At 61.4% G+C, this 25,734-nt stretch carries 26 protein-coding genes; 9 read left to right on the top strand and 17 right to left on the bottom strand.

From position 1 onward, the window contains the following. Nucleotides 1-4: 4 nt before the first annotated feature. Genes thiD through LVY65_RS04690 form a run of 6 tightly spaced genes read right to left on the bottom strand, consistent with a single transcriptional unit; the run spans nucleotide 5 to nucleotide 7,729 of the window. On the bottom strand, nucleotides 5-1,174 hold the full coding sequence (thiD, locus tag LVY65_RS04665) for a bifunctional hydroxymethylpyrimidine kinase/phosphomethylpyrimidine kinase (protein WP_235066826.1): 1,170 nt from the start codon (nucleotides 1,172-1,174) through the stop codon (nucleotides 5-7). Nucleotides 1,175-1,198: 24 nt separating this feature from the next. Further along, entirely contained in the window at nucleotides 1,199-2,533 is a 1,335-nt protein-coding gene (glmM, locus tag LVY65_RS04670; RefSeq protein ID WP_235066827.1) for a phosphoglucosamine mutase, read from the bottom strand. A gap of 24 nt (nucleotides 2,534-2,557) precedes the next feature. Next, nucleotides 2,558-3,241: an NnrU family protein gene (locus tag LVY65_RS04675; protein ID WP_235066828.1), complete on the bottom strand. Its 684-nt coding sequence runs from the start codon at nucleotides 3,239-3,241 to the stop codon at nucleotides 2,558-2,560. Beyond that, nucleotides 3,238-4,533, bottom strand: a complete 1,296-nt coding sequence (locus LVY65_RS04680) for an amidohydrolase family protein (RefSeq protein WP_235066829.1) — start codon at nucleotides 4,531-4,533, stop codon at nucleotides 3,238-3,240. Before LVY65_RS04680 ends, LVY65_RS04675 begins: the two co-directional genes overlap by 4 nt. Beyond that, nucleotides 4,530-5,915, bottom strand: a complete 1,386-nt coding sequence (locus LVY65_RS04685) for an amidohydrolase (protein ID WP_235066830.1) — start codon at nucleotides 5,913-5,915, stop codon at nucleotides 4,530-4,532. Before LVY65_RS04685 ends, LVY65_RS04680 begins: the two co-directional genes overlap by 4 nt. A 2-nt stretch (nucleotides 5,916-5,917) precedes the next feature. After that, nucleotides 5,918-7,729, bottom strand: coding sequence for a peptide MFS transporter (locus LVY65_RS04690; RefSeq protein ID WP_235066831.1), 1,812 nt, complete (start codon nucleotides 7,727-7,729; stop codon nucleotides 5,918-5,920). A gap of 130 nt (nucleotides 7,730-7,859) precedes the next feature. Here LVY65_RS04690 and LVY65_RS04695 point away from each other — a divergent pair, with 130 nt between their 5' ends. Together LVY65_RS04695 and LVY65_RS04700 are read left to right on the top strand one after the other, a co-directional pair. Next, complete coding sequence (locus LVY65_RS04695; protein ID WP_235067172.1) at nucleotides 7,860-8,453, top strand: nitroreductase family protein; 594 nt, start codon at nucleotides 7,860-7,862, stop codon at nucleotides 8,451-8,453. A gap of 30 nt (nucleotides 8,454-8,483) precedes the next feature. After that, nucleotides 8,484-8,834, top strand: a complete 351-nt coding sequence (locus LVY65_RS04700; RefSeq protein WP_235066832.1) for a GntR family transcriptional regulator — start codon at nucleotides 8,484-8,486, stop codon at nucleotides 8,832-8,834. Here the strand turns inward: LVY65_RS04700 and LVY65_RS04705 are convergent. Continuing rightward, nucleotides 8,831-10,489 carry an acyl-CoA dehydrogenase gene (locus tag LVY65_RS04705; RefSeq protein ID WP_235066833.1) on the bottom strand — a complete coding sequence of 553 codons (1,659 nt, stop codon included), beginning with the start codon at nucleotides 10,487-10,489 and terminating at the stop codon, nucleotides 8,831-8,833. The two genes, LVY65_RS04700 and LVY65_RS04705, sit on opposite strands and share 4 nt — an antisense overlap. A gap of 46 nt (nucleotides 10,490-10,535) precedes the next feature. Here LVY65_RS04705 and LVY65_RS04710 point away from each other — a divergent pair, with 46 nt between their 5' ends. Beyond that, entirely contained in the window at nucleotides 10,536-11,462 is a 927-nt protein-coding gene (locus tag LVY65_RS04710; protein WP_235066834.1) for an L-threonylcarbamoyladenylate synthase, read from the top strand. Nucleotides 11,463-11,911: 449 nt separating this feature from the next. Then, nucleotides 11,912-12,214: a hypothetical protein gene (locus tag LVY65_RS04715; protein WP_235066835.1), complete on the top strand. Its 303-nt coding sequence runs from the start codon at nucleotides 11,912-11,914 to the stop codon at nucleotides 12,212-12,214. Here LVY65_RS04715 and msrA read toward each other — a convergent pair. Further along, the gene (msrA, locus tag LVY65_RS04720; protein WP_235066836.1) at nucleotides 12,211-12,756 is read right to left on the bottom strand and encodes a peptide-methionine (S)-S-oxide reductase MsrA; all 546 of its coding nucleotides are present in this window, start codon (nucleotides 12,754-12,756) and stop codon (nucleotides 12,211-12,213) included. The genes LVY65_RS04715 and msrA overlap by 4 nt on opposite strands. Before the next feature lie 61 nt (nucleotides 12,757-12,817). Beyond that, the gene (locus LVY65_RS04725) at nucleotides 12,818-13,522 is read right to left on the bottom strand and encodes a PilZ domain-containing protein (protein ID WP_235066837.1); all 705 of its coding nucleotides are present in this window, start codon (nucleotides 13,520-13,522) and stop codon (nucleotides 12,818-12,820) included. Nucleotides 13,523-13,682: 160 nt separating this feature from the next. Here LVY65_RS04725 and LVY65_RS04730 point away from each other — a divergent pair, with 160 nt between their 5' ends. Both LVY65_RS04730 and LVY65_RS04735 read left to right on the top strand, forming a co-directional pair. Further along, nucleotides 13,683-14,072 carry a response regulator gene (locus LVY65_RS04730; protein ID WP_235066838.1) on the top strand — a complete coding sequence of 130 codons (390 nt, stop codon included), beginning with the start codon at nucleotides 13,683-13,685 and terminating at the stop codon, nucleotides 14,070-14,072. Continuing rightward, nucleotides 14,069-14,914, top strand: coding sequence for an EAL domain-containing protein (locus LVY65_RS04735; protein WP_235066839.1), 846 nt, complete (start codon nucleotides 14,069-14,071; stop codon nucleotides 14,912-14,914). Before LVY65_RS04730 ends, LVY65_RS04735 begins: the two co-directional genes overlap by 4 nt. A gap of 7 nt (nucleotides 14,915-14,921) precedes the next feature. On the opposite strand, the gene LVY65_RS04740 is transcribed toward LVY65_RS04735, so the two are convergent. Genes LVY65_RS04740 through LVY65_RS04755 form a run of 4 tightly spaced genes read right to left on the bottom strand, consistent with a single transcriptional unit; the run spans nucleotide 14,922 to nucleotide 19,153 of the window. Further along, the gene (locus LVY65_RS04740) at nucleotides 14,922-15,503 is read right to left on the bottom strand and encodes a DUF2721 domain-containing protein (RefSeq protein ID WP_328282481.1); all 582 of its coding nucleotides are present in this window, start codon (nucleotides 15,501-15,503) and stop codon (nucleotides 14,922-14,924) included. Beyond that, a complete protein-coding gene (gene amaB, locus LVY65_RS04745) occupies nucleotides 15,451-16,923 on the bottom strand; it encodes an L-piperidine-6-carboxylate dehydrogenase (protein ID WP_235066841.1) in 1,473 nt (490 codons plus the stop codon). The genes LVY65_RS04740 and amaB overlap by 53 nt, the downstream gene beginning before the upstream one ends. Beyond that, nucleotides 16,920-18,053 (bottom strand): aminotransferase, encoded by a 1,134-nt coding sequence (locus tag LVY65_RS04750; protein ID WP_235066842.1) that lies wholly within the window; start codon nucleotides 18,051-18,053, stop codon nucleotides 16,920-16,922. The genes amaB and LVY65_RS04750 overlap by 4 nt, the downstream gene beginning before the upstream one ends. A 20-nt stretch (nucleotides 18,054-18,073) precedes the next feature. Further along, a complete protein-coding gene (locus LVY65_RS04755) occupies nucleotides 18,074-19,153 on the bottom strand; it encodes a CaiB/BaiF CoA transferase family protein (protein WP_235066843.1) in 1,080 nt (359 codons plus the stop codon). Between the two features lie 56 nt (nucleotides 19,154-19,209). On the opposite strand from LVY65_RS04755, the gene LVY65_RS04760 reads away from it, so the two are divergent. Beyond that, nucleotides 19,210-20,370: an acyl-CoA dehydrogenase family protein gene (locus LVY65_RS04760; protein ID WP_235066844.1), complete on the top strand. Its 1,161-nt coding sequence runs from the start codon at nucleotides 19,210-19,212 to the stop codon at nucleotides 20,368-20,370. Nucleotides 20,371-20,474: 104 nt separating this feature from the next. Then, nucleotides 20,475-20,948: an aminoacyl-tRNA deacylase gene (locus LVY65_RS04765; protein ID WP_235066845.1), complete on the top strand. Its 474-nt coding sequence runs from the start codon at nucleotides 20,475-20,477 to the stop codon at nucleotides 20,946-20,948. An 80-nt stretch (nucleotides 20,949-21,028) separates the two neighbouring features. Here the strand turns inward: LVY65_RS04765 and cyoD are convergent, their stop codons facing one another. From cyoD to cyoA, 4 genes are read right to left on the bottom strand one after another with little or no spacing between them, the layout of a single operon-like run. Further along, the gene (gene cyoD, locus LVY65_RS04770) at nucleotides 21,029-21,415 is read right to left on the bottom strand and encodes a cytochrome o ubiquinol oxidase subunit IV (protein ID WP_235066846.1); all 387 of its coding nucleotides are present in this window, start codon (nucleotides 21,413-21,415) and stop codon (nucleotides 21,029-21,031) included. After that, nucleotides 21,412-22,053 (bottom strand): cytochrome o ubiquinol oxidase subunit III, encoded by a 642-nt coding sequence (gene cyoC, locus LVY65_RS04775; RefSeq protein WP_235066847.1) that lies wholly within the window; start codon nucleotides 22,051-22,053, stop codon nucleotides 21,412-21,414. Before cyoC ends, cyoD begins: the two co-directional genes overlap by 4 nt. Next, nucleotides 22,050-24,056, bottom strand: a complete 2,007-nt coding sequence (gene cyoB / locus LVY65_RS04780; protein ID WP_235066848.1) for a cytochrome o ubiquinol oxidase subunit I — start codon at nucleotides 24,054-24,056, stop codon at nucleotides 22,050-22,052. Before cyoB ends, cyoC begins: the two co-directional genes overlap by 4 nt. A 3-nt stretch (nucleotides 24,057-24,059) precedes the next feature. Continuing rightward, entirely contained in the window at nucleotides 24,060-24,959 is a 900-nt protein-coding gene (gene cyoA / locus LVY65_RS04785) for a ubiquinol oxidase subunit II (RefSeq protein ID WP_235066849.1), read from the bottom strand. 233 nt (nucleotides 24,960-25,192) lie between these two features. Between cyoA and LVY65_RS04790 the strand changes: the two genes are divergently transcribed. Continuing rightward, on the top strand, nucleotides 25,193-25,414 hold the full coding sequence (locus LVY65_RS04790) for a hypothetical protein (RefSeq protein WP_235066850.1): 222 nt from the start codon (nucleotides 25,193-25,195) through the stop codon (nucleotides 25,412-25,414). Nucleotides 25,415-25,734 lie beyond the last annotated feature (320 nt).

Below are 25,734 nucleotides of genomic sequence, written 5' to 3' on the forward strand. Positions count from 1 at the left end.
TGGATTATTCGGTAAGTCGCCACGGCGGGAACCGCCTTGCCTCACCGGCGCGATACAGGAAGATGGTGTTGCCCGACGGATCACGAAGCCGCGCCTCGCGCCACATCCAGGGCTGATTGCGGGGCCCATGTTCGAACGGAATCCCCGACCGGGCCAATCGCTCCACCCGCTCGTCCAGGTCGTCGCATTCGAAATAGACAGCGACGGTCTCCCCGATTTCGGAATCAGGGTCGCACTGAACCGAAAACGTCGCGCCCCCAGCCTCGAACCGCGCATATTGATTCTCCGGGCTGTCGACGATCTGCTTCAGGCCAAGGCGCCGATAGAAATCGACCATCTTGGCGTAATCCTTACCGGTCACCGTGACCTGGTTAAGGCGAAGCCCCAGTCCTGTGTCGAGCCGGACCGACTGGTGCCCGAGAGGGCCATGCCCATGGCCCAACCCTGGTGCCTCATGCAGCGCCATCCGCACGAACAGCCGCGCACGCTCCACTGCCTGGACCAGGCCAATGCCGGCGCCCAGATAGAAGGCGATCGCACTGGCAAGAGTGCATCCCGTTCCATGCGTCGACGTGGTCTCGATCCGCTGGCCCTGCCAGCTGGTCATATTATCTTCTTCGATCAGCGCGTCGGCGAGCGCGTCGCCTTCCTCATGCCCGCCCTTGATCAACACCGCGCAGCGATGGTCGGACACCAGTTTCAACGCACCGGCCACTTCATCCTCTTCGCCAGTCAGCCTGCGAAGTTCTGGCAGGTTCGGGGTCGTAATGGTCGCGACGTCCATCAGCTTCCCGAAGGCAGCGATGGTCTGGTCGTCGGCCAGGGTCGCTCCGCTGGTAGCGACCATGACCGGATCGAACACGATCGGCACATTTTCCTGTGCCTCAAGCCGGGCTGCTATGTGCAACGCTGTAAAGGGCGACCCGATCATGCCGATCTTGACCGCATCGACCCCTATATCCTCGATCACCGAGTCGATCTGGGCCATCACCGTCTCGGTCGGTACCGTGTGGACGGCACTCACGCCCTGCGTGTTTTGGGCCGTTACCGCCGTAACGGCGGTCATCGCATGGCCGCCGAGCATCGTGACGGTCTTGATGTCGGCTTGGATTCCCGCGCCTCCGCCCGAATCCGAGCCGGCGATAATAAGGATTCGAGGTGTCTTGCCTGTCATTTGATGCCCTTTAGAGGCAAAACCTTAAGCAGCAGCAACTGCCTCGCAAATGCGGTCGACCAGGCGCTCCACCATGATGGGATCGTCGCCCTCGGCCATTACCCGGATCAAGGGCTCGGTGCCCGATTTGCGAATGACCAGGCGGCCTCGCCCACCAAGTTCGCTTTCGGCGCCGGCAATTGCGGCCTTTACCGCATCCGTTTCAAGCGGGGCGCCGCCGCCAAAGCGCACATTCTTGAGCAATTGGGGCACCGGCTCGAACATATGCAGCAATTCGCTGGCGGGCTTCCCCTGCTCAACGATCGCCGCCAGAACCTGCAGCCCGGCGATCAAGCCGTCGCCAGTGGTCGCATAATCGCTCAGGATGATGTGACCCGATTGCTCGCCGCCGACATTACAGCCCTTTTCGCGCATTGCTTCCAGCACGTAGCGGTCGCCAACGGCGGTGCGGTGCATTTCGAGGCCGTGCTCGCCAAGTTTTCGCTCGAGTCCCAGGTTGGACATCACTGTGGCCACAATGCCGCCGCCGCGAAGCGTACCGCCCTGCTTCTGCGACAAGGCGATCAACGCCATCAGCTGGTCGCCGTCGACCATGTCCCCTCGCTCGTCGACGACGATCAGCCTGTCGGCATCTCCGTCGAGAGCCAGTCCAAGGTTGGCGCCGGATGCGACGACGGTTTCGCGAAGCATTTCCGGCGAGGTTGAGCCGCAGCCGTCGTTGATGTTGGTGCCATTGGGACTCGTTCCCAGCGCGATCACTTCCGCCCCCAGCTCCCACAATGCATCGGGTGCGACCTGGTAGGCGGCGCCATTGGCGCAATCGATCACGACCTTCAGCCCGTCGAGCCGGAGATGGTCCGGGAAGGTCGATTTGGCGAAATGGATGTAGCGGCCTCGGGCGTCGTCGATCCGCTTGGCACGGCCGATCCTTGGCGCATCGATCAGGTCGAGCCGGCTTTCCATCAGCCGCTCGATGGCTAACTCGGCCTTGTCGCTCAGCTTATAGCCGTCCGGCCCGAACAGCTTGATTCCATTGTCGAAAAAGGGATTGTGGCTGGCGGAAATCATGACTCCAAGGTCGGCGCGCAGTTCCTTGGTCAGCATTGCCACCGCCGGCGTAGGCATTGGCCCAAGCAACACCACATCCATGCCCACCGAAGTGAAACCGGCAACCATTGCCGATTCCATCATATAACCGGAAAGGCGGGTATCCTTGCCGATCACCACGCGGTGGCGATGGTCGCCGCGCAGGAAATATGTCCCTGCCGCTTGCCCGACCCGCATCGCAACGTCGGCCGTCATCGGCGCCACATTGGTCCGCCCGCGAATCCCATCGGTGCCGAAGTATTTCCGTCCCATGAAAGGGCCTTAGCGCGAAATAGGTTAAGCGAAAAAGTCCCAGATTCCCGCGGACCGATAACCAAGTGCTCCGTGCGCCCATGTTGCGGCCAGCCAGACGATTGTGCCGGCCACGAAGGCGAACGTGTCGGGCATCGCAAACCCCTTGCCGAAAGGAAGGAAATTCGTCCGCATCTGCCAGTCTCGCCAGACCTCGCCCAGCAACCTTGCTTTCTTGGCGTCCTGCATCACCGCCCCGCCAAGCGCGAGGATGGCAATGGCGCTGCTCAATACGAGGCTGGCTTTGGTGGGATTGACCGTCGCGTGAACTGCCGCCCAAAGCGCGAAACCCCACATCATCGGGTGGCGGGTGATGGCATAGACGCCGCGCGGATCGTCAATTTTCTCAATTGGCCGCCCAGGACGAGGCAGCGCCGGGTTTCGGCGCAGCGAGCCCAGAAACAGGATCGATCCAAGCCACATAACGAGTGTGGCGGCCAGCCACTCTGCTTCGCCCGACTCCCAAAGCGGCTGGGGCGCCTCGGCAGAAGCCGGACCGTAGGCGCGGATCATCCAGACAAAGGTTACCAGCGCGACCAGCGAATAAAGGCCGGTGAACCCCTTTTCTCCCAGCCTGGCAACTAGCGGTGCCCTCAAAGGATGCGACAACAGGAAGTGGGTGCCGACCAAGGTTGCCGAAGCAAGTGCAAGCATCCCGATCGCGGTCATTTTCGATATGCCTCCGGTAATGCGTTTCGCTCGAGCGAACGATAACGGTCGCGCAACTTCGTCTGGTGATTGTCGAGCGGCTGGCGAACGCCGTCGATCCAGACCGCTTCGGGGGACGAAGAAAGTTCGAGCGGATCGCCCGACCAGATCACGACGTCGCCGCGCTGCCCGGCGGCCAGGCTCCCGATCTCCGTGCCAAGCCCGACCGCTTCGGCCGGCCGCGAAGAAATCATCGCGAAGGCTTCGCCCCAACTGACACCCGCAGCACCCGGCAGCTTACCCAGGGCGACGAGATTGCCGGCATATTGCCGCTGATTGCGTACGTAGCGCGTATCATTGTCGTCGATCATGCCGATCGCCACCTTGATGCCGGCGGCGCGCATCCGGCCGATGTTGGATTGGGTTGCAGCCAGCATTTCAAAACTGGCCGGCAAATCATTGAGTGCCGAGGCGATCACCCAGGCCCCGGATTGTGCGATCCGGTCGGCGACCAGCCAGCCCTCGCTGGCGCCAACCAGCGCAATCCTGAGGCCGGGGAATTCCTGGCGAAGTTCGAGGACGTTCAGAATATCCTTTGCACGCTCGACATGGACGAGGAGCAATTGCTTGCCCTGGATCACGGGTACCAGAGCAGCCGCGTCGAACCGCGTCAGCAAGACATCGTCGCGACGCTGGCCGTCGAGGCGTCCGCGCAGGTCTCGCGCCTCGCGCAGCGCATTGCGAAACAGAACGAAAGCAGTAGCTCGCGAACCGCCGGCAATACCCGCCCCACCCTCGCCTAGCTCGACAAACTGGAATGCCCGGGCTCGCAGCACAGCGTCCATGTCGTCGCCGGTATCGATGACCGCGCCCTGGCCGGCAAAAATATTCTTGCCGGCGACTGGCGCGACAACCGCTCGGGTGACTCCGTCAGCGCGGCTGACGGCGATGGTCGAAGCCTTCGGATTGATCGCCGGCGTGACGTCAATCGCGGCATTGAACGGACCATTGCCGCTGTCCGTATCATCGGACCCGTCCGCACCCAGATCGACCTCGGCAAGGCCGAGGCGCGAGAAACCCGCGACGATTCCTGGAGTTACCCATTTGCCGTTGGCATCGATCACCTCCGACCCGGCGGGCGCCGACACGCCGGTTCCGGCAGCAACGATGCGGCCGTTCCGAACGACCACCGTTCCGCCTTGGACCGGTTCCGATCCGTCGCCCAGCACCAGCGTGCCGTTGGTGATGACGACCGTCTGGGCCGCCAGTGGCGAAGAACAGCCGAGGATGACCGACGCGATCAGGCGCTTCATTTTACGTCCCCTTCGCCGGGCTGGCCCAGCTCAAAGTCGCTAACGGGGCGAAGCTTGGGATTAGTCGAATCGTAGAGCAATGCGCCGTCGATCCAAACTTTGTCGGGCCGTGTGTAGGCGCTGAACGGATTGCCGTTCCAAAGCACGACATCGGCCATCTTGCCGGCCTTGAGGCTGCCCGTCTGGTCAAAGATGCCAAGCGACTTGGCCGGGTTGGCGCTGAGCCAGGTCCAGGCAGTCGCTTCGCTGATGTCTATGCCGGCGCGCTTACCGGCGGCAACGGCCTTGGCTGCCTCCTGGTTCAATCGCTGAATTCCGTTGGAATCGTCTGAATGCACGATTGTGCATGCGCCTGCATTTTGGACGAACGCGATATTCTCGTTGATCCCGTCGTAGCTTTCCATCTTGAAGCCGTACCAATCGGCCCACAGCGCTGCGCAGATGCCATTCTCCTGCAGCAGGTCGGCAATCTTGTAGGCTTCGACCCCATGCTGGAAGCTGGCAATCTTGTAGCCGAACTCCTTCGCCACATCGATCATGATCGCCATTTCATCGGCGCGGTAGCAATGATTGTGGACCAGGATCTTACCGTGGAGCACGCCTCTTAGGGTGTCGAGCGCCAGGTCTTCGGCCGGGACGTCTCCGCCGGTCTTCTCATATTTCGTCCACTTGCGATCATATTCCTTGGCCTTGATCCACGTCTGACGGACATAGGCGATATTGCCCATCCGCGTCTGGGGCATTTGGCTCTTGGAGCCATAGACCCGCTTGGGATTCTCCCCGCAGGCCATCTTCAATCCATAAGGCGCGCCCGGGAACTTCATTCCCTGGACGGTTCGCGAGGGGACGTTCTTCAGGACAACCGAGCGACCGCCGAACAGATTGGCCGATCCCGGCAATATCTGCAGCGAAGTGATGCCGCCATTGGCCAGCGCACGTGAAAAGCCCGGATCCTGTGGCCAGACGCTATGCTCCGCCCAAACTTCGGGCCGGGCCGGCGACGTCGCCTCATTGCCATCGCTTAATGATTGAACCCCCGGCGAGGGATAGTCGCCCAAATGGCTATGCACGTCGATGATTCCTGGCGTGACATAGCGGCCCTGCCCGTCGATCACCGTAGCGCCTTCAGGCCCGGCAAGGTCGGCCCCACCGACCGCCTGGACCTTTCCGTCGGCGATCAGGATCGAACCATTGTCGATCCTTCCCCCTTCGCCATCGAAGATCGTCGCCCCACGGATCAGCGTCGGAACGCCGCCATAAGGGCGATAGGTCGAAGGATAAGGATTCTCATTGATCCGGATCGAACCCGGTTTGGGCGGAGGGGTGGTGGCGCAACCGGCCACCACAAGGATTGCCAGCAGCGCCCCCAAGCCCCTCCGCATAATTATTTCACTCCGTGCATCAGATATTTGAGCGGCCAACTGAGCAGCAACAGCACCGCGCCAATGCCCACCGAGACCCAGCCGATGGCGGTGAACACGCCCACGTAGGTGTCGAGGCTGACCTGCAGGTTGGTAACCTGTCCGCCGACGGTTTCGACCGACGCGACCTGGGCGACCATTCCGGCAACATATTGCGCTACCGCGATCGACAGGAACCACACGCCCATCATCATGCCGACGATCCGGGCGATCGACAGCTTCGTGATCATGCTGAGGCCAACTGGCGAAATGCAGAGTTCGGCGACAGAATGGATCAGGTAGAGGCCCGCAAGCCACCACAGCCCGACCTTGAAGTCAGGCCCGGCGAATTGGGCGCCCCAGACGAGGAACAGGAACCCTGCCCCAACGCCCATCAGGGCGAGGCCGAACTTGATCGGGATCGGCGGCTCGAGGCCCTTGCGTGACAGGCCATTCCACAACATCGAGAACAAGGGCGCCAGGAGCACAATGAACGCGGCGTTGAAGAACTGGGTTTGCCCAGCCGAGATGCTGAACAGGCCGAATACGCTCAAATCCGTATTGCGGTCGGCGAACAGGGTCAGCGACGAACCCGCTTGCTCGAACAGGGTCCAGAAGACGGTGTTGAAGGTGATCAGCACCATCGCCGCGATCATCATCTGGAACTCGGCCTTGGAACCCTTGAGGAAGGACCAAATCAGAATGCCGGGAACCGATACGAGAAACGTACCGAACATGATCTTGCCCATGATCGGCAAATTGGCGACGTAACCGACAATGCCAGTCCCCTCGGCCGGCGCGACGCTGTGCATCAGATTGCTGAACAGGAACCACGCCACCGGGATCGCAAGGATCGCGCAGACGTAAATGACATAATCGCGGTTGGCCGGCGCACCCTCGGGACGATCGCCCACACCATTGAGCTTGCCACCGTCAAACTGGATCAAGGTCCAGGACACCAGCATTCCCGCCGCCGCTAGGCCGAAACCGGCCCACCAGCCAAGCCCGCCCCAGCTGCCCATTCCGACCGCAAGCAGCGGGCAAAGGATCTGCGAGAAGAGCGAGCCCAGGTTGATGCCCATGTAGAAGATTGTGAATCCCGCATCGCGCCGGCGGTCACCCTCGGCGTAAAGCGTGCCGACCATGGTCGAGATATTGGGCTTGAAGAAGCCGTTACCGATGACGACCAGCGCGAGGCCGATCAGCAGCAGGAAAGTGTAGAAGGGATTGCGTTCGCCCTGGGCTTCGAAGCCGCCCGGAGCGATCTTGCGCGCTTCGGTGCCGTCAGGTGCGAGCAACGATACGCTCTTGTCCTCATTACCCTTGATTTGAAGCTGCGCGCCGTTGTCGACGACAAATTGCTTCAGTTCTTCGCCGGTGCCTTGCTGGACGACCTCATAACGTTGGCCGTCGATCATCGCGTAGGGCTTCGCCGGCTGCCCGCCGAAGCACAAAGTCAGATATCCAAGGCTCATCAGGATCGCGCCGAATTTTACCGACCGCTTGGATCCAAGGTAGCGATCGGCCATCAGGCCGCCGATCAGCGGGGTCAGGTAAACCAGTGCGGTAAAGCCGCCGTAGAGGCCGGTGGTTGTCTGATCTGAAAAGAGGAAATGCTGGGCTAGGTAGAGCGTCAGCAGCGCACGCATGCCGTAATAGCCGAAACGCTCCATCGCCTCGGTGGTAAAAAGGCGTGCCAACTGGCGCGGGTGGCCGAACCATTCGGCCCGCCTTGCTGGATTTTCGTGGCTGATATCCGGCTCGCGCGGATTATCCGCGGTCGGCGTTTCCACCATGTCGATCTTCTCCCCTTGGATTCGTCAAAGGCCGTCTCTCGCGGCCGGTTGGATTGCGGGGCACCCTAACGGCGAAAACGCGGTTGTGAAGTCGATTGTTGCCAACGGGTTGCGCGGCTATGCGAACGGCATGACATTGAACGACCGGTCGTCCGCGCTCGCCTTTCTCGAAACCCGCCGATCGGGCAAGCCACGCGACCTGATTGGGCCAGGCCCATCCGACGCGGAGCTGGAGCATATCCTCAACATCGCGATCCGGACACCAGATCATGGCAAGCTTTCGCCATGGAGGTTTGTAATCGTCGACCGCAAGCAGCGCCAGGCGCTGGCCGACCTTCTTGCCCGCGCACTTGCCGAGCATGATCCGGGGGCGACATCGGCCCATTATGCCAAGGCCCTGGAGTTCGCCCATCAGGCGCCAGTGATGATCGTCCTGATCTCGGCTCCGGTACGTGAGCACAAAATCCCCGTATGGGAGCAGGAATTGAGCTGCGGCGCGGTGGCAATGAACCTGCTTCATGCCGCCAATGCCCTCGGCTACGTCGGCGGATGGATTACCGGCTGGCAGGCATATAACGATCGAGTTCGCGCCGCCTTTTGCGAAGAGGGGCAACGCATCGCCGGCTTCATCTTCATCGGCACTCCAGCCAACCCTGTCGAGGAGCGTCCGCGCCCGCTTCTCGCCGACCTTGTCCGCGACTGGCAGCCGGCGGAAAGGGATTGAATCTATTGCGCTTTGCTGTATTGTCACAGCATGACGCTTCGATCCTTCCATGAAAAGCCTGTTTACGTTCGCTTGCGCGAGGTGATCGCGGATGCAATCCTCGCCGGCAGATACGGCGACGGTGATTCCCTTCCCTCGGTCCGCGCGCTGGCCGCAGAGCAGGGCGCCAACCCGTTGACCGTGGCAAAGGCCTATCAGGGATTTCAGGACGAAGGGCTGATCGTCGTGAAGCGCGGGGTCGGCATGTTTGTCGCCCCCGGCGCGCAGGCACGGCTACGCTCCAGCCAGCGCAACGACTTCATATCCAATGAATGGCCCGAAATTCGCGACCGCATGGCGCGGCTGGGCATCGATCCAGCCGAACTTTTCCAACGCGCCTAGGCGAGCGCCTCCGCCGGCACGGCGTATAGCAGGGCCGCGCCCTCTTCCGCCGCCGCACCCAGGCCCAGGGCTTCGGGCACGATGCTCGCCAGGAAATAATTCGCTGCCGCCACCACGCGTTCGTTCGCTCCCTCGCTGCGCGCCATCCGTTCGACCAGCCAGCCGGCAACCATGACCGAGGTCATGGTGAGGAACGGATAACTGCCCGCCAGCCGGTCGTCGGGCGCTGCCTCGCGCAAGCTGGCCGCTGCCACCTCGACCGCATCGGCCAATGCCACCAGCCGCGGATCCTGCGCCTCGGCTTCGATGTCCGCGATCAGTCCGTCGAATGCGAGGCCACCGTCGAGGCCAAGCTTGCGCCCAACCAGGTCCGCGGCCTGGATCCCGTTCGTGCCTTCGTAGATCGGGGCAATGCGCGCATCGCGCAGATGCTGGGCCGCGCCGGTCTCTTCGATATAGCCCGCGCCGCCGTGGACCTGGACGCCAAGGCTCGCCACCTCGCAGCCGACATCCGTGCCCCAGGCCTTCGCCAGCGGGGTCAGCACCTCGGCCCGCATCGCCGCGAGTGGATCGCCGCGAATGGCGCGGTCGACCTGGCCGAAGGCGTAATAGACCAGCGCCCGCGCTCCCATGGTCAACGCGCGCATGCGAAGGAGCATGCGGCGCACGTCGGGATGCTCTGAAATCGGCACCGGCAGCCGGTTGCGAAGGCCTTGCCTGCGTTCCAGCGCATAGGCCACCGCTCGCTGGGTGGCGCGCTCCGCAATCCCAACGCCCTGCAATCCGACGTTCAATCGCGCATTATTCATCATCGTGAACATCGCCGCCATGCCGCCATTTTCCGGCCCGACCAGCCAGCCGGTCGCTCCGCCCTGATCCCCATAGCTCATCACACAGGTAGGCGAGGCGTGGATGCCAAGCTTATGCTCGATGGAGACGCAGCGCAGGTCGTTGGGGGATCCATCGGGGAGCAGTTTGGGCACAAGGAACAGCGAGATTCCGCGCGTTCCATCCGGCGCCCCAGGCGTGCGGGCGAGCACCAGGTGCAGAATCTGGTCGGTCAGGTCGTGCTCGCCATAGGTGATGAAAATCTTGGTTCCCGTGATCCGCCAGCTGCCGTCGCCGTTGGGCTCGGCCCGGGTCTTGAGCGCACCAACGTCGCTGCCTGCCTGCGGTTCGGTCAGGTTCATCGTCGCCGGCCATTCGCCGGTCACGATCTTGGGCAAATAGTCCCGCTTGAGTTCGGCGGACCCATGCCTGTCGAGCGCCTCGATCGCCCCCATCGACAGCATCGGACACAGCGCAAAGCCGATGTTTGCGGCATTGAGGTTGTCCATCAACGCTGCCGCCAGAGCGAACGGCAACCCCTGCCCCCCATGCTCCTCAGGCGCCGCCAACGTCATCCAGCCGCCATCGACAAAGGATTGCCAGGCGGATTTGAACCCTGCCGGCATGGTGACCCGGCCATTGTCCCAGCGAGCGCCCACTGTGTCGCCGATCCGATCGAGCGGGGCGAACTCGCCCTCCGCCAGCGCGGCTGCACCCTCAAGCACCGCATCGACCATCTCGGCATCGGGCCCGCCGTTTAGCTCGCCGATCCTCACCACCGCGTCGAGAGTCAGGCGCTGGTCGGTCACAGGTGCAGCAAAGCTCATCGCGGTTCCCTTGATGATAACGCCGGGGCGATATAGCGGGCAGTCAATGAGCCCGCTACCCGAGACGCAAGTGCTGCCCCTAAGCGATGAAGCCATCGCCGAGGCCGCGCGGCTGGTGCTTGCGGGCGAAGCGGTGGCAGTTCCGACCGAGACGGTTTACGGCCTCGCCGCCGATGCGACCAACGCGGAAGCGGTTGCGCGCATCTATGCCGCCAAGGGCCGGCCAAGCTTCAACCCGCTGATCGTCCACGTCCCCGACCTCGCCGCCGCTGAGCTAATCGGCAAGTTCGACGAGGAAGCAAGGACGCTGGCCAAGGCGTATTGGCCGGGACCGCTGACCTTGGTGGTGCCGCTTCGCGATAACGCCGGCATTGCCAGTATCGTAACCGCAGGACTCCCCACCATCGCGCTTCGCGTGCCGGCCCATCCCGCCATGCAGGCGCTGCTCAAGGCTTGCGGCCGCCCACTCGCTGCGCCGTCCGCCAATGCCAGCGGCCTGATCAGCCCTACCCGCGCCAGCCATGTGCTGGCGTCACTTGGTGGCAGGATCCCCTTGGTGATCGATGGCGGGGCGACCCAGCGCGGGATCGAGTCCACGATCGTTGCGGCGACGGGTGGGCGGTTGCGCCTTCTCCGCCGCGGCCCGATCAGTATCGATGCCGTCGAAAAGCGTGGATCAACCGTCGAAGCGCCGGGGCAGCTCGCCAGCCATTATGCGCCCCATAAGCCGCTTAGGCTTGATGCCAGCGAGGCGGAGGACAGCGAATATCTAATCGGCTTCGGGCCTGTCGCCGGCACCGTCACGCTGAGCAAAAGCGGCGACCCGATCGAAGCCGCCGCCCATTTGTTCGACTTGCTCCACCAGGCCGACGCCGCGCCCCAACCGCGAATTGCGGTCGCACCTATCCCCGGCAACGGCATTGCCGCGGCCATACGGGATCGGCTTAGGCGGGCAGCGGCGCCCCGAAGTTAACCTCCAGCAGGACGAACGCCCCAACGTTGTTGAATTCTCGCTAACTCGACCGCAGTGTGCGATGGCCGAGTCGCCCAATCGAGGGGTAAGTGATGGGATATGGGCTAGTGATAATAGGTAGCCTCTTGAGCGTGAGCGCAGCCACAGGCGTACAAATCACATCAATTACAGACCCTAGCGCGTTTCGGCCGGATCCAGCTCCGGCAGAGCTTAAGGGAAAGCCGGTCTCGGACAAACCACTGCCTGAACCAGCTTCCACTAATCCCACGCCTGCGGTTACTTCGGTGCAACCATCCACTGCGGCTTCAACCAGTCCACTGAGCTTAGTTTGTGGCGGCGGCGGAACGGCTAACAAGCCCAGCGTTACGAGTATTTACGGCACGTCGAGCGCTTCGGGAATGGTAGGCACAGCGCCGATTAGCATGAGTGGCAGCAGCTCCGGAACTATCATGACGCAGCGGCATCAAGGCTTTGCCGATCAAGTGGATGTGAGGCTGTTTTCTGGTGACGACCGCATCCGTATGCCACGGACGATGCTGCCACCAATACACGGCGGCAGCGATGGATGGTTCAAACTAAAGGATATCAAGGTAACCGATCGAGCAATAACAGCTTCGGCGGCAGTCAATTTCATAAACAATCCGAAAGTGCATATCGACCGCTTGACCGGCACAATTACTATCAACGGTAAAGCAGGGTCATACTCCGGCCAGTGCGAAGCGGTCGATCCGAACGCCCAACGGAAATTCTAAACGTTCGCTGTGCTCTTTACCCGCGCCTGGAAGCTCTTCCTTAGCTTCGCCAGCTTGGGTGGGATGACGGCGATACAGTAGGAATTGCTCTGCCCTTCGCCGGCCCAATAGTCCTGGTGGTAATCCTCTGCCGGATACCATTCGGACTTGGGCTCGATGGTCGTCACGACCTTGCCGTCATTTTGCTCGTTGGCGCGTGCGATCGCGGCCTTGGCAGCCTCGCGTTGCGCATCATTAAGCGGGAAAATCGCCGAACGATATTGAGTGCCGATGTCGTTGCCCTGGCGGTTGAGCTGGGTCGGATCGTGAATGGCAAAAAAGATGTCGAGCAGGTCGTCGTAGCTGAGCAGATCGGCGTCAAAGGTGATGCGGATTGCCTCGGCATGGCCGGTATCGCCGCCGCAGACCTGCTTGTAGGTCGGATTGACGGTGTGGCCGCCGGTATAGCCGCTTTCGACCGATTTCACGCCGATGACGTCAAGAAACACCGCCTCGGTGCACCAGAAACATCCGCCCGCAAGTACCGCGACTTCGTCGGTCATGATTGTTCCTCCATTGAATGAATGAAGGAAATAGGAACTGGGTCGGCCCGAGTGAAGGGGTCTAGCGCTTGATGCTGGCCTTGAGCGTGGCCATTTCGAGCCGCTTGCCGATCCATTCGGCCAGCTCCTCGAACTTCAGCGGCTGGTCGAACACGATGCCGGCCTTGCGGTCGGAGAACCAGCGAACTTCGCCGCGAACGGGGCGGAGGCTTTCGACTACGACGACGACCTTCTTGCCCAGGCAATATTCCTCGATCGGCTCGACCTTCATTCCGCCCAGCGAAATGTCGTGCACGTCGACTGTGTAATAGCTGCTTTCCAGCTTGACGTTGGCCTTGCAGTTGACCTCGAGCCGCGGCGGGCGCGGGCGAAAGCCATGGCGCGGCTTACGGCCGGCTAGGAGTTCGCCAAGGTCGATATTCTGATCGAACTTGAAGCCTGCAGTGCCTTCGCGGGTCCAAACGACGGTCGATTGAATAGTCTGCGATGACAGTTCGATGGAAACCGCTTCGCCGACCCGAACCGGGTGACCGGCCTCGGCCATCAGCCCTCCCGCGGATACATTACGGACCCTGATTAGCTGTTCGTGGCCCTGCGCGTCGGTCAGCTTGGCCACCCGCAGCATCGCAATAAGCCGCTCATCGACCCGGCGCTCGTCCGGCCGCGGAACCGCAGTGCTCAGCGAAAAAGTGGTCGACTCGAATGCAATATTGTCTTCGCCCAGCGGTAGCTTGGTCTGTTTGCGCCGGATGAGTGAACCAAACATGCAGGGACCTCTTCCAATTCGAAGGAAAATCGCGCCAAACCGGGACATTATGTGTATTTGGGTTAATATCCGGTTTCACGCGTTTGACGGCGGCCCGGAAAGCTGATGTGATTCACTTTCCTCGGGGGCGAGAAAGAGAGAGCGTGGGAGACCATTTAGGATGGCCTTGCCGAGGTTGCTGTTGATCGACGACGAGCCGGCCCTTGCCGCATTTGTGGCGAAAGCGGCGGATATGTGCGGTTTCGCCCCTGTCATCGCCGAGAAAGACCAGGAATTTCGCGACAGCTTCCATGACCAGCGACCGCAAATGGTGGTGCTGGATCTGGGCATGCCGGGAATGGATGGGGTGGAATTGCTCCGCTTCCTTGCGGACGAAAATTACGAGGAGCCCGTGTTGATCATCTCGGGGTTCGATCGCCGTATATTGGACAGTGCTTTCCGTCTTGGGACTGCGCTGGGTCTGCAAATGGTTGGACCGATGGAAAAGCCGGCACGGCTTGAGGAACTGGAAGAGATCCTCAATGGGTTGAGGCCAACGTTGGTGCCATGATCGCCCAGGCCGACATCGGACTGCTCGACGGATTCGAGCGGGCACTGATCAACGGCCGACTGCGCATGGCCTATCAGCCCAAAGTCTCCCTGTCGGACGGGCGGCTTCGGCGGGTCGAAGCGCTGGTTCGTTGGGACGATCCTTCGCTGGGCGCCGTTCCTCCTTCGCGTTTCGTGCCCCTGGCGGAGAAGCATGGGCTGATCGACGAACTCACGCAGTGGGGGCTTCGCACGACGCTGCGCCAATGGCTGAGCTGGCGCGAGGATGGGCTCGATACCTGCCTCGCTTTCAACATTTCGGCGCTAAGCCTGGACCAACTCGACTTTCCCGACCTGGTAGAGCGGATGTGCCGGGCGCTCGATGTGCCGACCGACCGGCTGGTACTTGAACTCACCGAGGGCGCGACCCAGCCGCTGGTCAAGTTGATGGACACGCTGACGCGGTTCCGGATCAAGGGCATCGGCCTCGCGATCGACGACTTTGGGGTCGGCTATTCGACGTTGATGCAACTTCGCCAGCTGCCGTTCACCGAACTCAAGATCGACCGTTTTTTCATCGAGGATGCGCCCAGCTCCAAGGAAAGCGCATTGATCGTCAAAAGCATCATCGACCTTGCTCATGGGCTTGGGCTCACCGTGACCGCTGAAGGCGTGGAAACGGAGGACCAGCTAAGGTTGCTCCGCGATCTAGGCTGCGATGTTGCCCAGGGATATTTCGTCGCTCGCCCGCTTGAACCCAAGCAGCTGATCCCCTGGCTCGACGAGTTCGAAGAACGCTGGCACCTGCTTATCCGGGACGAGCCGCAGCTGCCCTTCCGCCTGCCCCGTCGATTCATGGGCTAGGGCAAGGCTAATATTTGTCGGGCTCGTCCAGGCTGATGCTGACCTCCTGGGCAAACCTCACAAGCGCGACGCCCAGAAAGATGGTGGCGATGGTGAACAATATGCCCGCGCCATAGGCATAAGTCAGCCCGAAGAATTCAGTGGCGAACAAGACGGCCAGGAGCACCGTCGCGCAAACGCCCGCTACCAATGAAGCGAAAATGCCGCTTTTCAGCAATGCAGCGCGGCGCAGTAGCCGATTGAGGTCGGCCTTGAGGTGCGCGCGATCCTGATCGTCCTCCTTGATTGCATTTAGAGTTCGTACCCTCTCCATGGTGGAGGACATTCTTGAAGTCATTAGCGTTGCAAAGGCGGCAACAGCTCCAAGGAAAAAGGTTGGAGAGGTCGCAGAGGCGAAAATACGAGCCAGGCGATCGGCATCTGGCATAAAATGCGGCACTAAATTTAACATCTGGCGCCCCTCCGTTGAGCCATTGAGTCCCAAGCGCATGTTCGAACCAACTGTAGGCGCCAGACCATCGGAAATAACCCTTAGGTCATGCCTCGGCGTCGAACCTGATGCCTTGGGCCAGCGGCAGGTCGTCCCCATAGTTAATCGTGTTGGTCGAGCGCCGCATGTAGGCGCGCCAGCTGTCCGATCCGCTTTCGCGCCCGCCGCCAGTCTCTTTTTCCCCGCCGAATGCGCCGCCAATCTCCGCCCCGGATGGGCCGATATTGACGTTGGCGATCCCGCAGTCCGACCCGGCAGCCGAAAGGAAGCGCTCGGCCTCCTTTAGGTTATTTGTGAAAATCGATGAGCTAAGTCCTTGCACAACATCATTATTCAGCGCGATTGCGTCGCTGAATTCGCGATATCTTAGGACATAGAGGATTGGCGCAAAGGTTTCTTGCAGGACCATGCCTTGCTGCGCCTCGACCTCTACGATTGCCGGTCGGACATAAAAGCCGCCATCCACCGCTTGAACTCGCTCGGCCTCGCCTCCCATCGCTCGGTTCATGCCGGCGAAGGCTGCCTCATCGATCAACGGACCGACAAGCGTATCCGGCTCCCGCGGGTCGCCGATCTTCACCCGGTGGAATAATTCCTTGAGCCGGGTGACCAGCTGGTCGGCAACGGACTCATGTACAATCAAGCGACGAAGCGTCGTGCAGCGCTGTCCCGCCGTTCCTGCAGCCGAAAATAAAATCGCCCGCTCGGCAAGTTTCAGGTCAGCCGATGGCGCGACGATCATCGCGTTGTTGCCGCCAAGTTCGAGTAAGGTCCGGCCGAAACGCTGCGCCACGCGCGGGCCGACTGCTCGGCCCATCGCGGTCGATCCCGTCGCTGAAAGCAGAGCGACGTGCGGGTTATCCACCAGTGCCTCGCCGACCTCACGTCCGCCCTGGACACATTGTAAGAGGCCCTCGGGCGCATCGCCGAAGCGCTCTAGCGCCCGTTCCGCCAGCGCCATCACCGCCGCGGCGCATAACGGCGTCTTTTCGCTCGGTTTCCAAATTACCGGGTCGCCACACACCAGCGCCAGCGCCGCGTTCCACGCCCATACGGCGATGGGGAAATTGAATGCAGTTATGACTCCGACAACACCGAAGGGATGCCATTGCTCGATCATCCGATGATTGGCCCGCTCGCTGGCGATCGTCAGGCCATAGAGCTGGCGCGACAGGCCCACGGCAAAGTCGCAGATATCGATCATCTCCTGGACTTCGCCGAGGCCCTCCTGGACGATCTTGCCGGCCTCCAGCGTAACCAGCCGCGCCAGAGGCTCCTTGGCCGCGCGAAGTTCCTCGCCGATAAGCCGTACCAGCTCACCCCGGCGCGGTGCCGGGACCGAACGCCATTTGAGGAACGCTTCTCTCGCCCGTTCGCAGGCAGCGGCGACGTCCGCCGCGTTCGCCTGACGAACGCTACCGATCAGGCTTCCGTCGATTGGTGAGTGACTTTCCAAATCCCCACCGCTTTTGACGCCAAGGCTCGCAAGCAGTTGGTGGGCTTCTTCGGCGGGGGTCATTTCATATTCTCTCTGGCTTTTGCCAGCGCCGCGACGCCGGCATCAATTGTATCATCGCGCTTTGCGAAGCACAGGCGGATCAGGTGCCTCGACGGGTCCTGTTCAGCAAATGGCGACAGTGGAACCACAGCGACGCCAGCCTGCTCGACCGCTTGCTTGGCGAAGCTCTCGTCGTCAAGCGGGATCCCGGACGCCGCAAGATCGACGCAGAGGAAGTAGGTCGATGCGCTCGGCAAAACGGCATATCCCGCGGCGTCGAGCCCGGCGGCCATCCGGTCCCGGGCCCGGGTGAAGCGTTCCCGCATGGGCTGGAGCCAGGCGTCACCCTCAGCGAGACCGAAGGCCACCGCCGTCTGAAGATTGGGCGCCGAGGCGAAAGTCAGAAACTGGTGCGCCCTGGCCGCCAGCGTCGCCAGCTCCGGCGAAGCGACCAGCCAGCCGATCTTCCACCCCGTCAGCGAGAATATCTTCCCTGCCGATCCGCACTTCAAAGTCCGCCCTGCCATGCCGGATAGCGACGCGACCGGCGTGAATTGCTGGCCGTCGAGCAGAATATGCTCCCAGACCTCGTCGGAAATGACGATCAGGTCATTGGCGACGGCTATTTCTGCAACCGCCGCCAATTCGTCGGCATCGAACAGCCGACCCGTTGGGTTATGCGGATTGTTGAGGATGATCGCCTTGGTCCTAGGGCCGACTGCCGCCTCGATCGCGTTTCGCTCTATCCTCCAGCCGGGCGGTTGCAGGGCAACCTCGCGCACTTCGCCGCCAGCGCGGCGCACCAGCGGCGCATATGCGTCATAAGCGGGCGTCAGCAGGATTACCTCATCGCCCGGTTCCACCGTCGCCAGAATCGCCGCCGCCAGCGCCTCCGTCGCTCCGCTGGTCACGCATATATTGTCGGCCGAAAGTTCCAGTCCCTGATGGCGCCCATAATGAGCAGCAACCGCATCTCGCAGCGCTGGCAAACCGCGAGACGGCGCATATTGGTTGGATCCCTCCACAACCGCCTTTGCCGCCGCCTCGAGAATCTCGGGCGGCCAGCCAAAATCGGGAAAGCCCTGCCCCAAATTGACCGCGCCATGCTTTGCCGCGGCCAGCGACATGCGTTCAAATACGCTGGTTTTCATTTGCTCGTAGAGCGGGTTCATCAATCGTCTTTCAGGAAATGAGAAATCTCGTCTGGTCCATATCCGAGCTCGGCGAGGATGGCCCGTCCGTCCTGCCCTTCACGCCGTGGCGGATCCGGTCGATCGTTTGCAGTAACGGAATAATGTGGTGCCGGCGCGGGTTGGAACACCCCCGCCAGATCGACAAAGGCCCGCCGTGCCAAATTGTGCGGGTGAACAGGGGCCTCGCCAAGATCGAGCACAGGGGCGACACAGGCGTCGGTCCCGGAGAAATGAGCCGCCCATTGGTCGCGACTTCGCGTTGCGACCACTGCCGCGATTTCTTCCCGGGTCGCGCCTAACGGCAAGGCCAGCCCTTTGGCTAGCCGGGCTTGGAACTGCGGCTCGATCGCGCCGATGGCGATGAATTTACCGTCGAGGCAGCGGTATATCCCATAAAAGGGTTCACCGCCGTCGAGCAGGTTAGCCTCACGCTCGTCGCGCCACAGGCCAGCCGCCCGCAGTCCGTAAGTCAACGCGCCGATCAGCGCCGCGCCGTCGCTCATTGCAGCGTCGATCACCTGACCCTCGCCTCCCCGCTGAACGGCAAGAAGCGCGGAAACCATTCCAAATGCCAGGAGCATTCCTCCGCCGGCGTAGTCGCCCAGATAATTGATCGGCACTGTCGGCCGCTCCTTCGGCCCAATCCCGTGCAGCAGCCCGCTGATGGCGATATAATTGATGTCGTGACCCGCCTCCCGCGCCAGTGGCCCGTCCTGTCCCCAGCCCGTAACCCGGCCATAAACCAGCTTTGGATTGGTTTTCAGCAATTCGTCCGGTCCTAGTCCGAGCCGCTCCATCACTCCCGGCCGATAGCCCTCGATCAGCCCGTCCGCACGCTCCGCAAGGCGCCGGACCACGCCCCGGCTTTCCTCCCGCTTCAGATCGAGCGAAATCGACCGGCGATTGCGGAGCAGCGGATCGTTCGGCACACCGATCATCCCCGTTCGCTCGACGCGAATTACCTCGGCGCCATGATCGGCCAGCATCATCGCCGCGAAAGGCCCCGGCCCCAGCCCCGCCATCTCTACGATCTTCAGTCCGGAAAGCGGGCCTGCCATTGCCGCAATGCTAGCGTCCGATTGCAACCCCGCAACCCTCCGCTACGGTGGCGGCCATGATAGAAGCATCAGAACGCTCGCTGTACAGCGACGACCACCACGCATTCCGCGACACCGTCCGCAAGGTACTCGCCGATGTGATCGAACCCCGATTGGACGATCATGAGCGCGAGGGCATCGTCGAGCGCGAGGCATGGGAGAGTGTCGGCGCGGCCGGCCTGCTCTGCCCGCAAGTCCCCGAAGCATATGGCGGCCCCGGCCTAGACTTCTCGTTCAATGCCATCGTTGCCGAGGAGCTTGCCTATATGGGCTCGGCCGCGGGCTTCACGCTGCAATCCGACATCGTAGCCGATTATCTGGTCCACTATGGCAGCGAGGAGCAGAAGCGCCGCTACCTGCCCGGCATGGTTGACGGTTCGACGATCAGCGCCATCGCCATGACCGAGCCTGGCGCCGGCAGCGACCTGCAGGGCATGAAGACCCTTGCCCGGACCGATGGCAATGGGTGGAAGCTAAGCGGCTCGAAAACCTATATCACCAACGGCCAGGCGGCGGATGTCGTCATCGTCGCCGCCCGAACGACCGAAGAAGGCGGTGCCAAGGGCATCTCGCTGTTCCTGGTCGAGGCAGGCGACGAGGGCTTCAGCCGCGGTTGCAACCTCGACAAAATCGGCCTGCACGGCAACGACACATCGGAATTATTCTTCGATGAGGTCAAACTTCCTGCCGATCGGCTGCTCGGTGCTGAAAATAGCGGTTTCATCATGCTGATGAAGCAATTGCCGCAAGAGCGGCTTTCGATCGCCGTACAGTGCCAGGCCGCGGCCCAAAGAGCGTTCGACGAAGCAGTCAAATTCACGTCGGACCGCAAGGCGTTCGGCAAGCGCATCATTGACTTCCAGAACACGCGCTTCACGCTGGCTGATTTGAAGGCGCGGTTGCAGGTCGGCTGGGCGCACCTCGACTGGGCCATCCAGCGCCACGTCGCGGGCAAGCTCACCCCAGCCGAGGCCAGCGCGGCCAAGCTTTGGCATAGCGAAATGCAATGGGACGCCTGCGACACAGCGCTCCAGCTCCACGGCGGCGCCGGCTATATGAACGAATATCCCATTGCCCGCCTTTGGCGCGATGCACGGGTCGCGAGAATCTACGGCGGGACGTCGGAGATCATGAAAGAGCTCATCGGTCGGACTGTTGGGGACAGTCCGCTGCGATGAGCTAATTGGGCGCAGCATCAGCTGAGCCAAGGAACAGCCTTCTCGGCAAGGCGTTCCGACTTTCGACGCCCCATTGGACGCCGCGCGCATCAAAGGAGGCCCACATGACCATCGCGCCCAAACTCCGCCAATATTTGGACCAGGTGAAGGCGAACTATGATCTGGTCGAGCATCAACCGACCAAATCATCGCTCGAGACCGCATCGGCCAGCTCCGTCCCTGCCGAACAGGTCGCAAAGGTCGTGCTACTCGACACCGACGACGAATATTTGCTTGCCGTGTTGCCGTCGGACCGGAAGGTCGAATTGTCCGAGTTGCGGAGCGAGCTCGGCCACAAACCCCGCCTCGCCAGCGAGGAAGAGATCAAGAGCCTGTTCGACGACTGCGATATCGGCGCGGTTCCGCCGACCGGCTATGGCCTGAAGGCGATCGTCGACGATGCGCTCGAACAGCAATCGGACGTCTATTTCGAAGCTGGCGATCATGCCTCGCTGGTGCACATGAACCGCGATGAGTTTTCGCGCGTCATGCAAGGTGCCCGCCATGGGCAGTTCAGCGAGCCAATGTTGATCGAGTAAGCGTTACTGCCGGCTGTTAGCGACGCGTATTTTTACGGCTGTGCCACTCTTGGTACGTCGTCGTTCACGCGACGGATCGCTCAGTGCTGCATCTGCAGGTTCATCAACGCAGGATCGGGCGCCATGTTGGCGTTCATGTGGCCCATGATCCAGATCGTGCCGATCATCACCAGGAAGACGATCAGCACACCGAAGGCCAACGCCAGCACATTGTTGGTGTTGTCCGGGCCGCTGGTGATGTGGAGGAAGAAGACCAGGTGCACGCCCATCTGGGCGATCGCCAGTACGACCAGCCCAACCGCAACGCCCGGGCCCCAAAGCGCCGACGTCGACGCCACCCAGAAGGAAACGCCGGTCAGGACCAGCGCCAGGGCGAGACCGATCACGTAGGCCACGGTTTCGCTCAGGATGTTGCTGTGCGGCTGGCCGGGCGCGACGTTCAGCTTTTCGGGATCATGTTCGGTCATGGCAACGTCCCGATCAGGTAGACGATGGTGAAAATGGCGACCCAGATGATGTCGAGGGCGTGCCAGAAGACGCTAAGGCACAGCAGGCGGCGCATGATGTGCTCGCGGAATCCCTTGGACCAGATCTGCGCCATCATCGTGCCGATCCACAGCAGGCCCACAGTGACATGCGCGCCATGGCAGCCGACTAGGGTGAAGAAGGCGGAGAGGAAGGCGCTACGCTGCGGCCCCGCTCCTTCGCCAATCATCGAAGCGAATTCATAAAGCTCGATGAAAAGGAATACGAACCCGAGCAGACCGGTGACCAGCAGCCAGCCGAGGGTCCACTTCATGTTGCCGCGCTTGGCGACGATCATTGCAAGGCCGCAGGTGAAACTCGACAACAGAAGCGCCATCGTCTCGATCGCCACCAAGTTGCGATCGAACAACTGGTTCGAAGTCGGACCGCCGTCCGTGGCATGCGCCAGCGATGCGTAGGTCGCGAACAGGGCTGAGAACAGCACCATGTCCGACAGGACGAACAGCCAGAAGCCGTAAGGGACGACGATGCTCTTCGATTCCGGGCCGCGATGACCCAGCCCGGTGTCTTCGGAGCCGACGTGGGTCAGGCCAATGGCAGGTGCTTCCGACGCGGTCATGTCGACTGGCTCAGGCTGTGGAGATGTTCCATGCGGATCCGGCGGCGCTCGCGGGCATTCTCCCTGACCTCGTCGACCGGGATAATATGCTCATGCTCGTCCTGCCACGCGTACCAGACGAAGATAGCGAACGCGCCGATCAGGCCGAGGATCGCCAGCCACCAGATATGCCAGATGACGGCAAAGCCGCAGATCGAGGCGAATAAGGCGCAGATCACGCCGGTCGGCGTATCGATCGGCATTTCGATGGGCTGGTAGTTGGGCTCGTCGATCAGCCTGTCTTCCTTGATCGCGGTTTGCTTGCGGGTCCAATAGGCTTCTTCGCCATGAACGTCAGGCAGCACCGCGAAATTATAATGTGGCGGCGGCGACAAGGTCAGCCACTCCAGCGTCCGGCCGTCCCAGGGATCACCGGTAACATCCCGCCGCTGGTCGCGGGTCTTGATCGAATAAAGGAGCTGCACCACGGTCAAGGCAATCCCCAGCCCGATAATCGCGGCGCCGAAGAAGGCGACGTTAAGCCACGGTGCCCAGCTAGCATCGGGAATGTGCTGCATCCGTCGCGTCGCGCCCCAGAAGCCGAGCACGTAGAGCGGCATGAAGGCCAGGTGGAAGCCGATGAACCAGCACCAGAAAATCGCCTTGCCGAGGCGCTCGTCCAGCGTGAAGCCGAACGCCTTGGGAAACCAGTAGGTGTAGCCGGCCATGATCGCGAAGACGACACCGCCGATAATCACATGGTGGAAATGCGCCACCAGGAACAGGCTGTTGTGGACCAGGAAATCGACCGCCGGGATGGCTAGCAGGACGCCGGTAAGGCCGCCCAGGACGAAGGTCAGCATGAAGCCGATCAAGTAGTACATCGGCACGTTGAAACGGACTCGGCCGCCGTACATCGTGAACAGCCAGTTATAGATTTTCACCCCGGTCGGGATCCCGATGATCATGCTGGCAATGCCGAAAATGGCGTTGACGTTCGCGCCTGCGCCCATGGTGAAGAAATGGTGCAGCCAGACGCAGAATGAGATGATGCAGATTGCCAGTGTGGCGAAGACCATCGAGCGATAGCCAAACAGCGGCTTGCCCGAAAAGGTCGCGGCGACCTCCGAAAAGATGCCGAACGCCGGCAGGACGAGAATATAGACTTCCGGATGCCCCCAGACCCAGATCAGGTTCATGTAGAGCATCGAGTTGCCGCCACCGTCATTGGTGAAGAAGTGGAAGCCGAGGTAGCGGTCCAGCATCAGCAGCGCCAAGGTCACCGTCAGCACCGGGAAGGCGGCGATGATCAGCAGGTTTGACGCCAGCGAGGTCCAGCAGAATACCGGCATCCTGAGATAGCTCATGCCGGGCGCACGGGTCTTCAAAATCGTGGTGACGAAATTGACCCCTGTCAGCAGCGTCCCGACACCGGATATCTGTAACGCCACGAGGTAATAATCGACCCCGACACCGGGCGAAAATTCCTTCTCGCTGAGCGGGGGGAACGCGAGCCAGCCGGTCCGGGCGAATTCGCCGATGAACAGGCTGAGATTGACCAGGAGCGCGCCCGACGCGGTCAGCCAGAAGCTGACGTTGTTCATCGTCGGAAAGGCGACGTCGCGCACGCCCAGTTGCAACGGGACCGCGAAATTCATGAACCCGATGACGAATGGCATCGCCACGAAAAAGATCATGATCGTGCCGTGCGCCGAGAAGATCTGGTTATAGTGATCGGGCGGGAGGTATCCCTGCGATGCCCCGATCGCCAGCGACTGCTGTGCCCGCATCATGATCGCGTCGGCGAAGCCGCGGACCAGCATCAGCAGCGCCAGCACGATGTACATGATACCGATCTTCTTGTGATCGGTGGATGTGATGTAGCCGTGCCAAAGAGCGGGCCACCAGCCCTTGCGCCAGACCCAGATGCCAGTGCCGACTACCGCCAGGATCACGACCAGCGACGTGACCAGCGGGATCGGCTCGTCAAAGGGAATGGCGTCCCAGGTCAGCTTGCCGAACATGCCTTAGCCCCCCTGCTCGGTTGCCGGCGGGACCGGCGGCAATGGCGGCGGCCCGCCCTTGGTGGCGATCGCGTTGAACAGGCCGGGAGTCACCGTCCCATAAGTCATCGGCTTCACATAGCTGCTCGGCTTCGACAGGTCGGCATAGCTTTTCGCGTCGAGCGCCAGCCCATTGCTGCGCGCGCCGTTGGCCCAGGCAGCAAACTGCTCCGGCGGGACGACATGGGCCTTGAACTGCATGCCGGGAAAACCGTCGCCGCTGAAATGAGATGAAAGCCCATCATAGATACCCTGGCGGTCGGCCTGGAGGTTTAAGCGGGTCGTCATCCGCGGCATTGTGTAGATCATCGACCCGAATTGCGGGACGAAAAAGCTGTTCCACACGGTCGCGGAGGTTAGCTTCAAGTTCAGCGGCGTGCCGGCCGGCACGACCAGCTGGTTGACCGTCGCGACCCCCTGGTCGGGGTAGATGAACAGCCATTTCCAGTCGAGCGAGACGACTTCCACCGTCAGCGGCTTGACGGGGGAATCGAGCGGCTTGCTCGGTTCGAGGTCGTGACTGCTGATCCAGGTGATGCCGCCCAGTAGCATGATGGTCAGCACCGGAATGCCCCAGACAACCATCTCGATTGCCCCCGAATATTCCCAGTCCGGGCGGTATTCCGCCTTGTTGTTACCGCGCCGGAACCACCAGGCGAATGCCACGGTCGCCAGCATCGTCGGGATGATGATCGCCAGCATGATCGCGGTCGAATTGATCAGGATGGTCTTTTCGGCGCCGCCGACGGGTCCAACCGGGTCGAGAATGCCTCGGTTGCATGCGGCAAGCGGAACCGCCAAGCCCGCGAGCAGGCCGGTTTTGCCTCCTAGAAATCGAAGCCCGGCCCTCGATCTTGGCACCATGGACGACCCCTGTTCTTGTCGTCACGAAGAACCTCAGGGACTAGGCGCAATTGCCTGGCAGAATCAATACCGCATGGAATTTTCGCTGGGTTGGCAGGAAACCAACTCGGCCAATTTAACGCTTTAAGTCCGTGAATCTTTCAACTCGCTCTCCGGGCGAATTAATCCTTGGCTACAGTCGCTGCCTTTCGCAGAGCGTTGGGTGAAGACGGACGATACGAACATCGCCGAGAATGGCAATAACAAGAGGCTTCAAGCTGAGCTGGGTTCGGTCCCACCGGTGGAATACGGGCATCACGACGATCGTCGACGAAACGCTGGAGCAGCAGACCGACGTCTACTTCGAAGCCGGTTATCACAAATCGCTGGTGCCCATGGAAGACGCGGAGTTTTCGCGACTAACGCAACGTACCCGTCACGGCCGGTTCAGCGAGCCTTGGTTCGATGAAGTCTAATTAACTTTGCCAATCCATCGTTTTAATTTATTTTAAGTAACTAATTGGCACGCGTGACACAATTTCTAATCCGCAAGTATACAACGGAGCTAAATTGGCTTGACCGCTCATTGGTTATCTAGGATTGGCTGCCTCAACCGCTTGCGATTCCGGCTCGGAACTCGCAGAGATATCCTTGAAGGATGAAACGGCCAGCATAAAGGACTTACAAATTCGCCTTCACTTGCAGAATTTTGGCATTCGCGGCTGCAGACCAAATGTGGTGATGCAATAAGAGCACTGCCAGGAAATTCGAATGTCTATGGCCCAAATTACTACAG

The sequence above is a fragment of the Sphingomonas cremea genome, from assembly GCF_021502585.1.
Lineage (GTDB): Bacteria > Pseudomonadota > Alphaproteobacteria > Sphingomonadales > Sphingomonadaceae > Sphingomicrobium > Sphingomicrobium cremea.

What these genes read in the sequence shown, in the direction of transcription:
- thiD (WP_235066826.1), bottom strand. Translation starts at nt 1,174, where the DNA reads ATGACAGGCAAGACACCTCGAATCCTTATTATCGCCGGCTCGGATTCG.
- glmM (WP_235066827.1), bottom strand. Translation starts at nt 2,533, where the DNA reads ATGGGACGGAAATACTTCGGCACCGATGGGATTCGCGGGCGGACCAAT.
- LVY65_RS04675 (WP_235066828.1), bottom strand. Translation starts at nt 3,241, where the DNA reads ATGACCGCGATCGGGATGCTTGCACTTGCTTCGGCAACCTTGGTCGGC.
- LVY65_RS04680 (WP_235066829.1), bottom strand. Translation starts at nt 4,533, where the DNA reads ATGAAGCGCCTGATCGCGTCGGTCATCCTCGGCTGTTCTTCGCCACTG.
- LVY65_RS04685 (WP_235066830.1), bottom strand. Translation starts at nt 5,915, where the DNA reads ATGCGGAGGGGCTTGGGGGCGCTGCTGGCAATCCTTGTGGTGGCCGGT.
- LVY65_RS04690 (WP_235066831.1), bottom strand. Translation starts at nt 7,729, where the DNA reads ATGGTGGAAACGCCGACCGCGGATAATCCGCGCGAGCCGGATATCAGC.
- LVY65_RS04695 (WP_235067172.1), top strand. Translation starts at nt 7,860, where the DNA reads ATGACATTGAACGACCGGTCGTCCGCGCTCGCCTTTCTCGAAACCCGC.
- LVY65_RS04700 (WP_235066832.1), top strand. Translation starts at nt 8,484, where the DNA reads ATGACGCTTCGATCCTTCCATGAAAAGCCTGTTTACGTTCGCTTGCGC.
- LVY65_RS04705 (WP_235066833.1), bottom strand. Translation starts at nt 10,489, where the DNA reads ATGAGCTTTGCTGCACCTGTGACCGACCAGCGCCTGACTCTCGACGCG.
- LVY65_RS04710 (WP_235066834.1), top strand. Translation starts at nt 10,536, where the DNA reads ATGAGCCCGCTACCCGAGACGCAAGTGCTGCCCCTAAGCGATGAAGCC.
- LVY65_RS04715 (WP_235066835.1), top strand. Translation starts at nt 11,912, where the DNA reads ATGACGCAGCGGCATCAAGGCTTTGCCGATCAAGTGGATGTGAGGCTG.
- msrA (WP_235066836.1), bottom strand. Translation starts at nt 12,756, where the DNA reads ATGACCGACGAAGTCGCGGTACTTGCGGGCGGATGTTTCTGGTGCACC.
- LVY65_RS04725 (WP_235066837.1), bottom strand. Translation starts at nt 13,522, where the DNA reads ATGTTTGGTTCACTCATCCGGCGCAAACAGACCAAGCTACCGCTGGGC.
- LVY65_RS04730 (WP_235066838.1), top strand. Translation starts at nt 13,683, where the DNA reads ATGGCCTTGCCGAGGTTGCTGTTGATCGACGACGAGCCGGCCCTTGCC.
- LVY65_RS04735 (WP_235066839.1), top strand. Translation starts at nt 14,069, where the DNA reads ATGATCGCCCAGGCCGACATCGGACTGCTCGACGGATTCGAGCGGGCA.
- LVY65_RS04740 (WP_328282481.1), bottom strand. Translation starts at nt 15,503, where the DNA reads ATGGGGACGACCTGCCGCTGGCCCAAGGCATCAGGTTCGACGCCGAGG.
- amaB (WP_235066841.1), bottom strand. Translation starts at nt 16,923, where the DNA reads ATGACCCCCGCCGAAGAAGCCCACCAACTGCTTGCGAGCCTTGGCGTC.
- LVY65_RS04750 (WP_235066842.1), bottom strand. Translation starts at nt 18,053, where the DNA reads ATGAAAACCAGCGTATTTGAACGCATGTCGCTGGCCGCGGCAAAGCAT.
- LVY65_RS04755 (WP_235066843.1), bottom strand. Translation starts at nt 19,153, where the DNA reads ATGGCAGGCCCGCTTTCCGGACTGAAGATCGTAGAGATGGCGGGGCTG.
- LVY65_RS04760 (WP_235066844.1), top strand. Translation starts at nt 19,210, where the DNA reads ATGATAGAAGCATCAGAACGCTCGCTGTACAGCGACGACCACCACGCA.
- LVY65_RS04765 (WP_235066845.1), top strand. Translation starts at nt 20,475, where the DNA reads ATGACCATCGCGCCCAAACTCCGCCAATATTTGGACCAGGTGAAGGCG.
- cyoD (WP_235066846.1), bottom strand. Translation starts at nt 21,415, where the DNA reads ATGACCGAACATGATCCCGAAAAGCTGAACGTCGCGCCCGGCCAGCCG.
- cyoC (WP_235066847.1), bottom strand. Translation starts at nt 22,053, where the DNA reads ATGACCGCGTCGGAAGCACCTGCCATTGGCCTGACCCACGTCGGCTCC.
- cyoB (WP_235066848.1), bottom strand. Translation starts at nt 24,056, where the DNA reads ATGTTCGGCAAGCTGACCTGGGACGCCATTCCCTTTGACGAGCCGATC.
- cyoA (WP_235066849.1), bottom strand. Translation starts at nt 24,959, where the DNA reads ATGGTGCCAAGATCGAGGGCCGGGCTTCGATTTCTAGGAGGCAAAACC.
- LVY65_RS04790 (WP_235066850.1), top strand. Translation starts at nt 25,193, where the DNA reads ATGGCAATAACAAGAGGCTTCAAGCTGAGCTGGGTTCGGTCCCACCGG.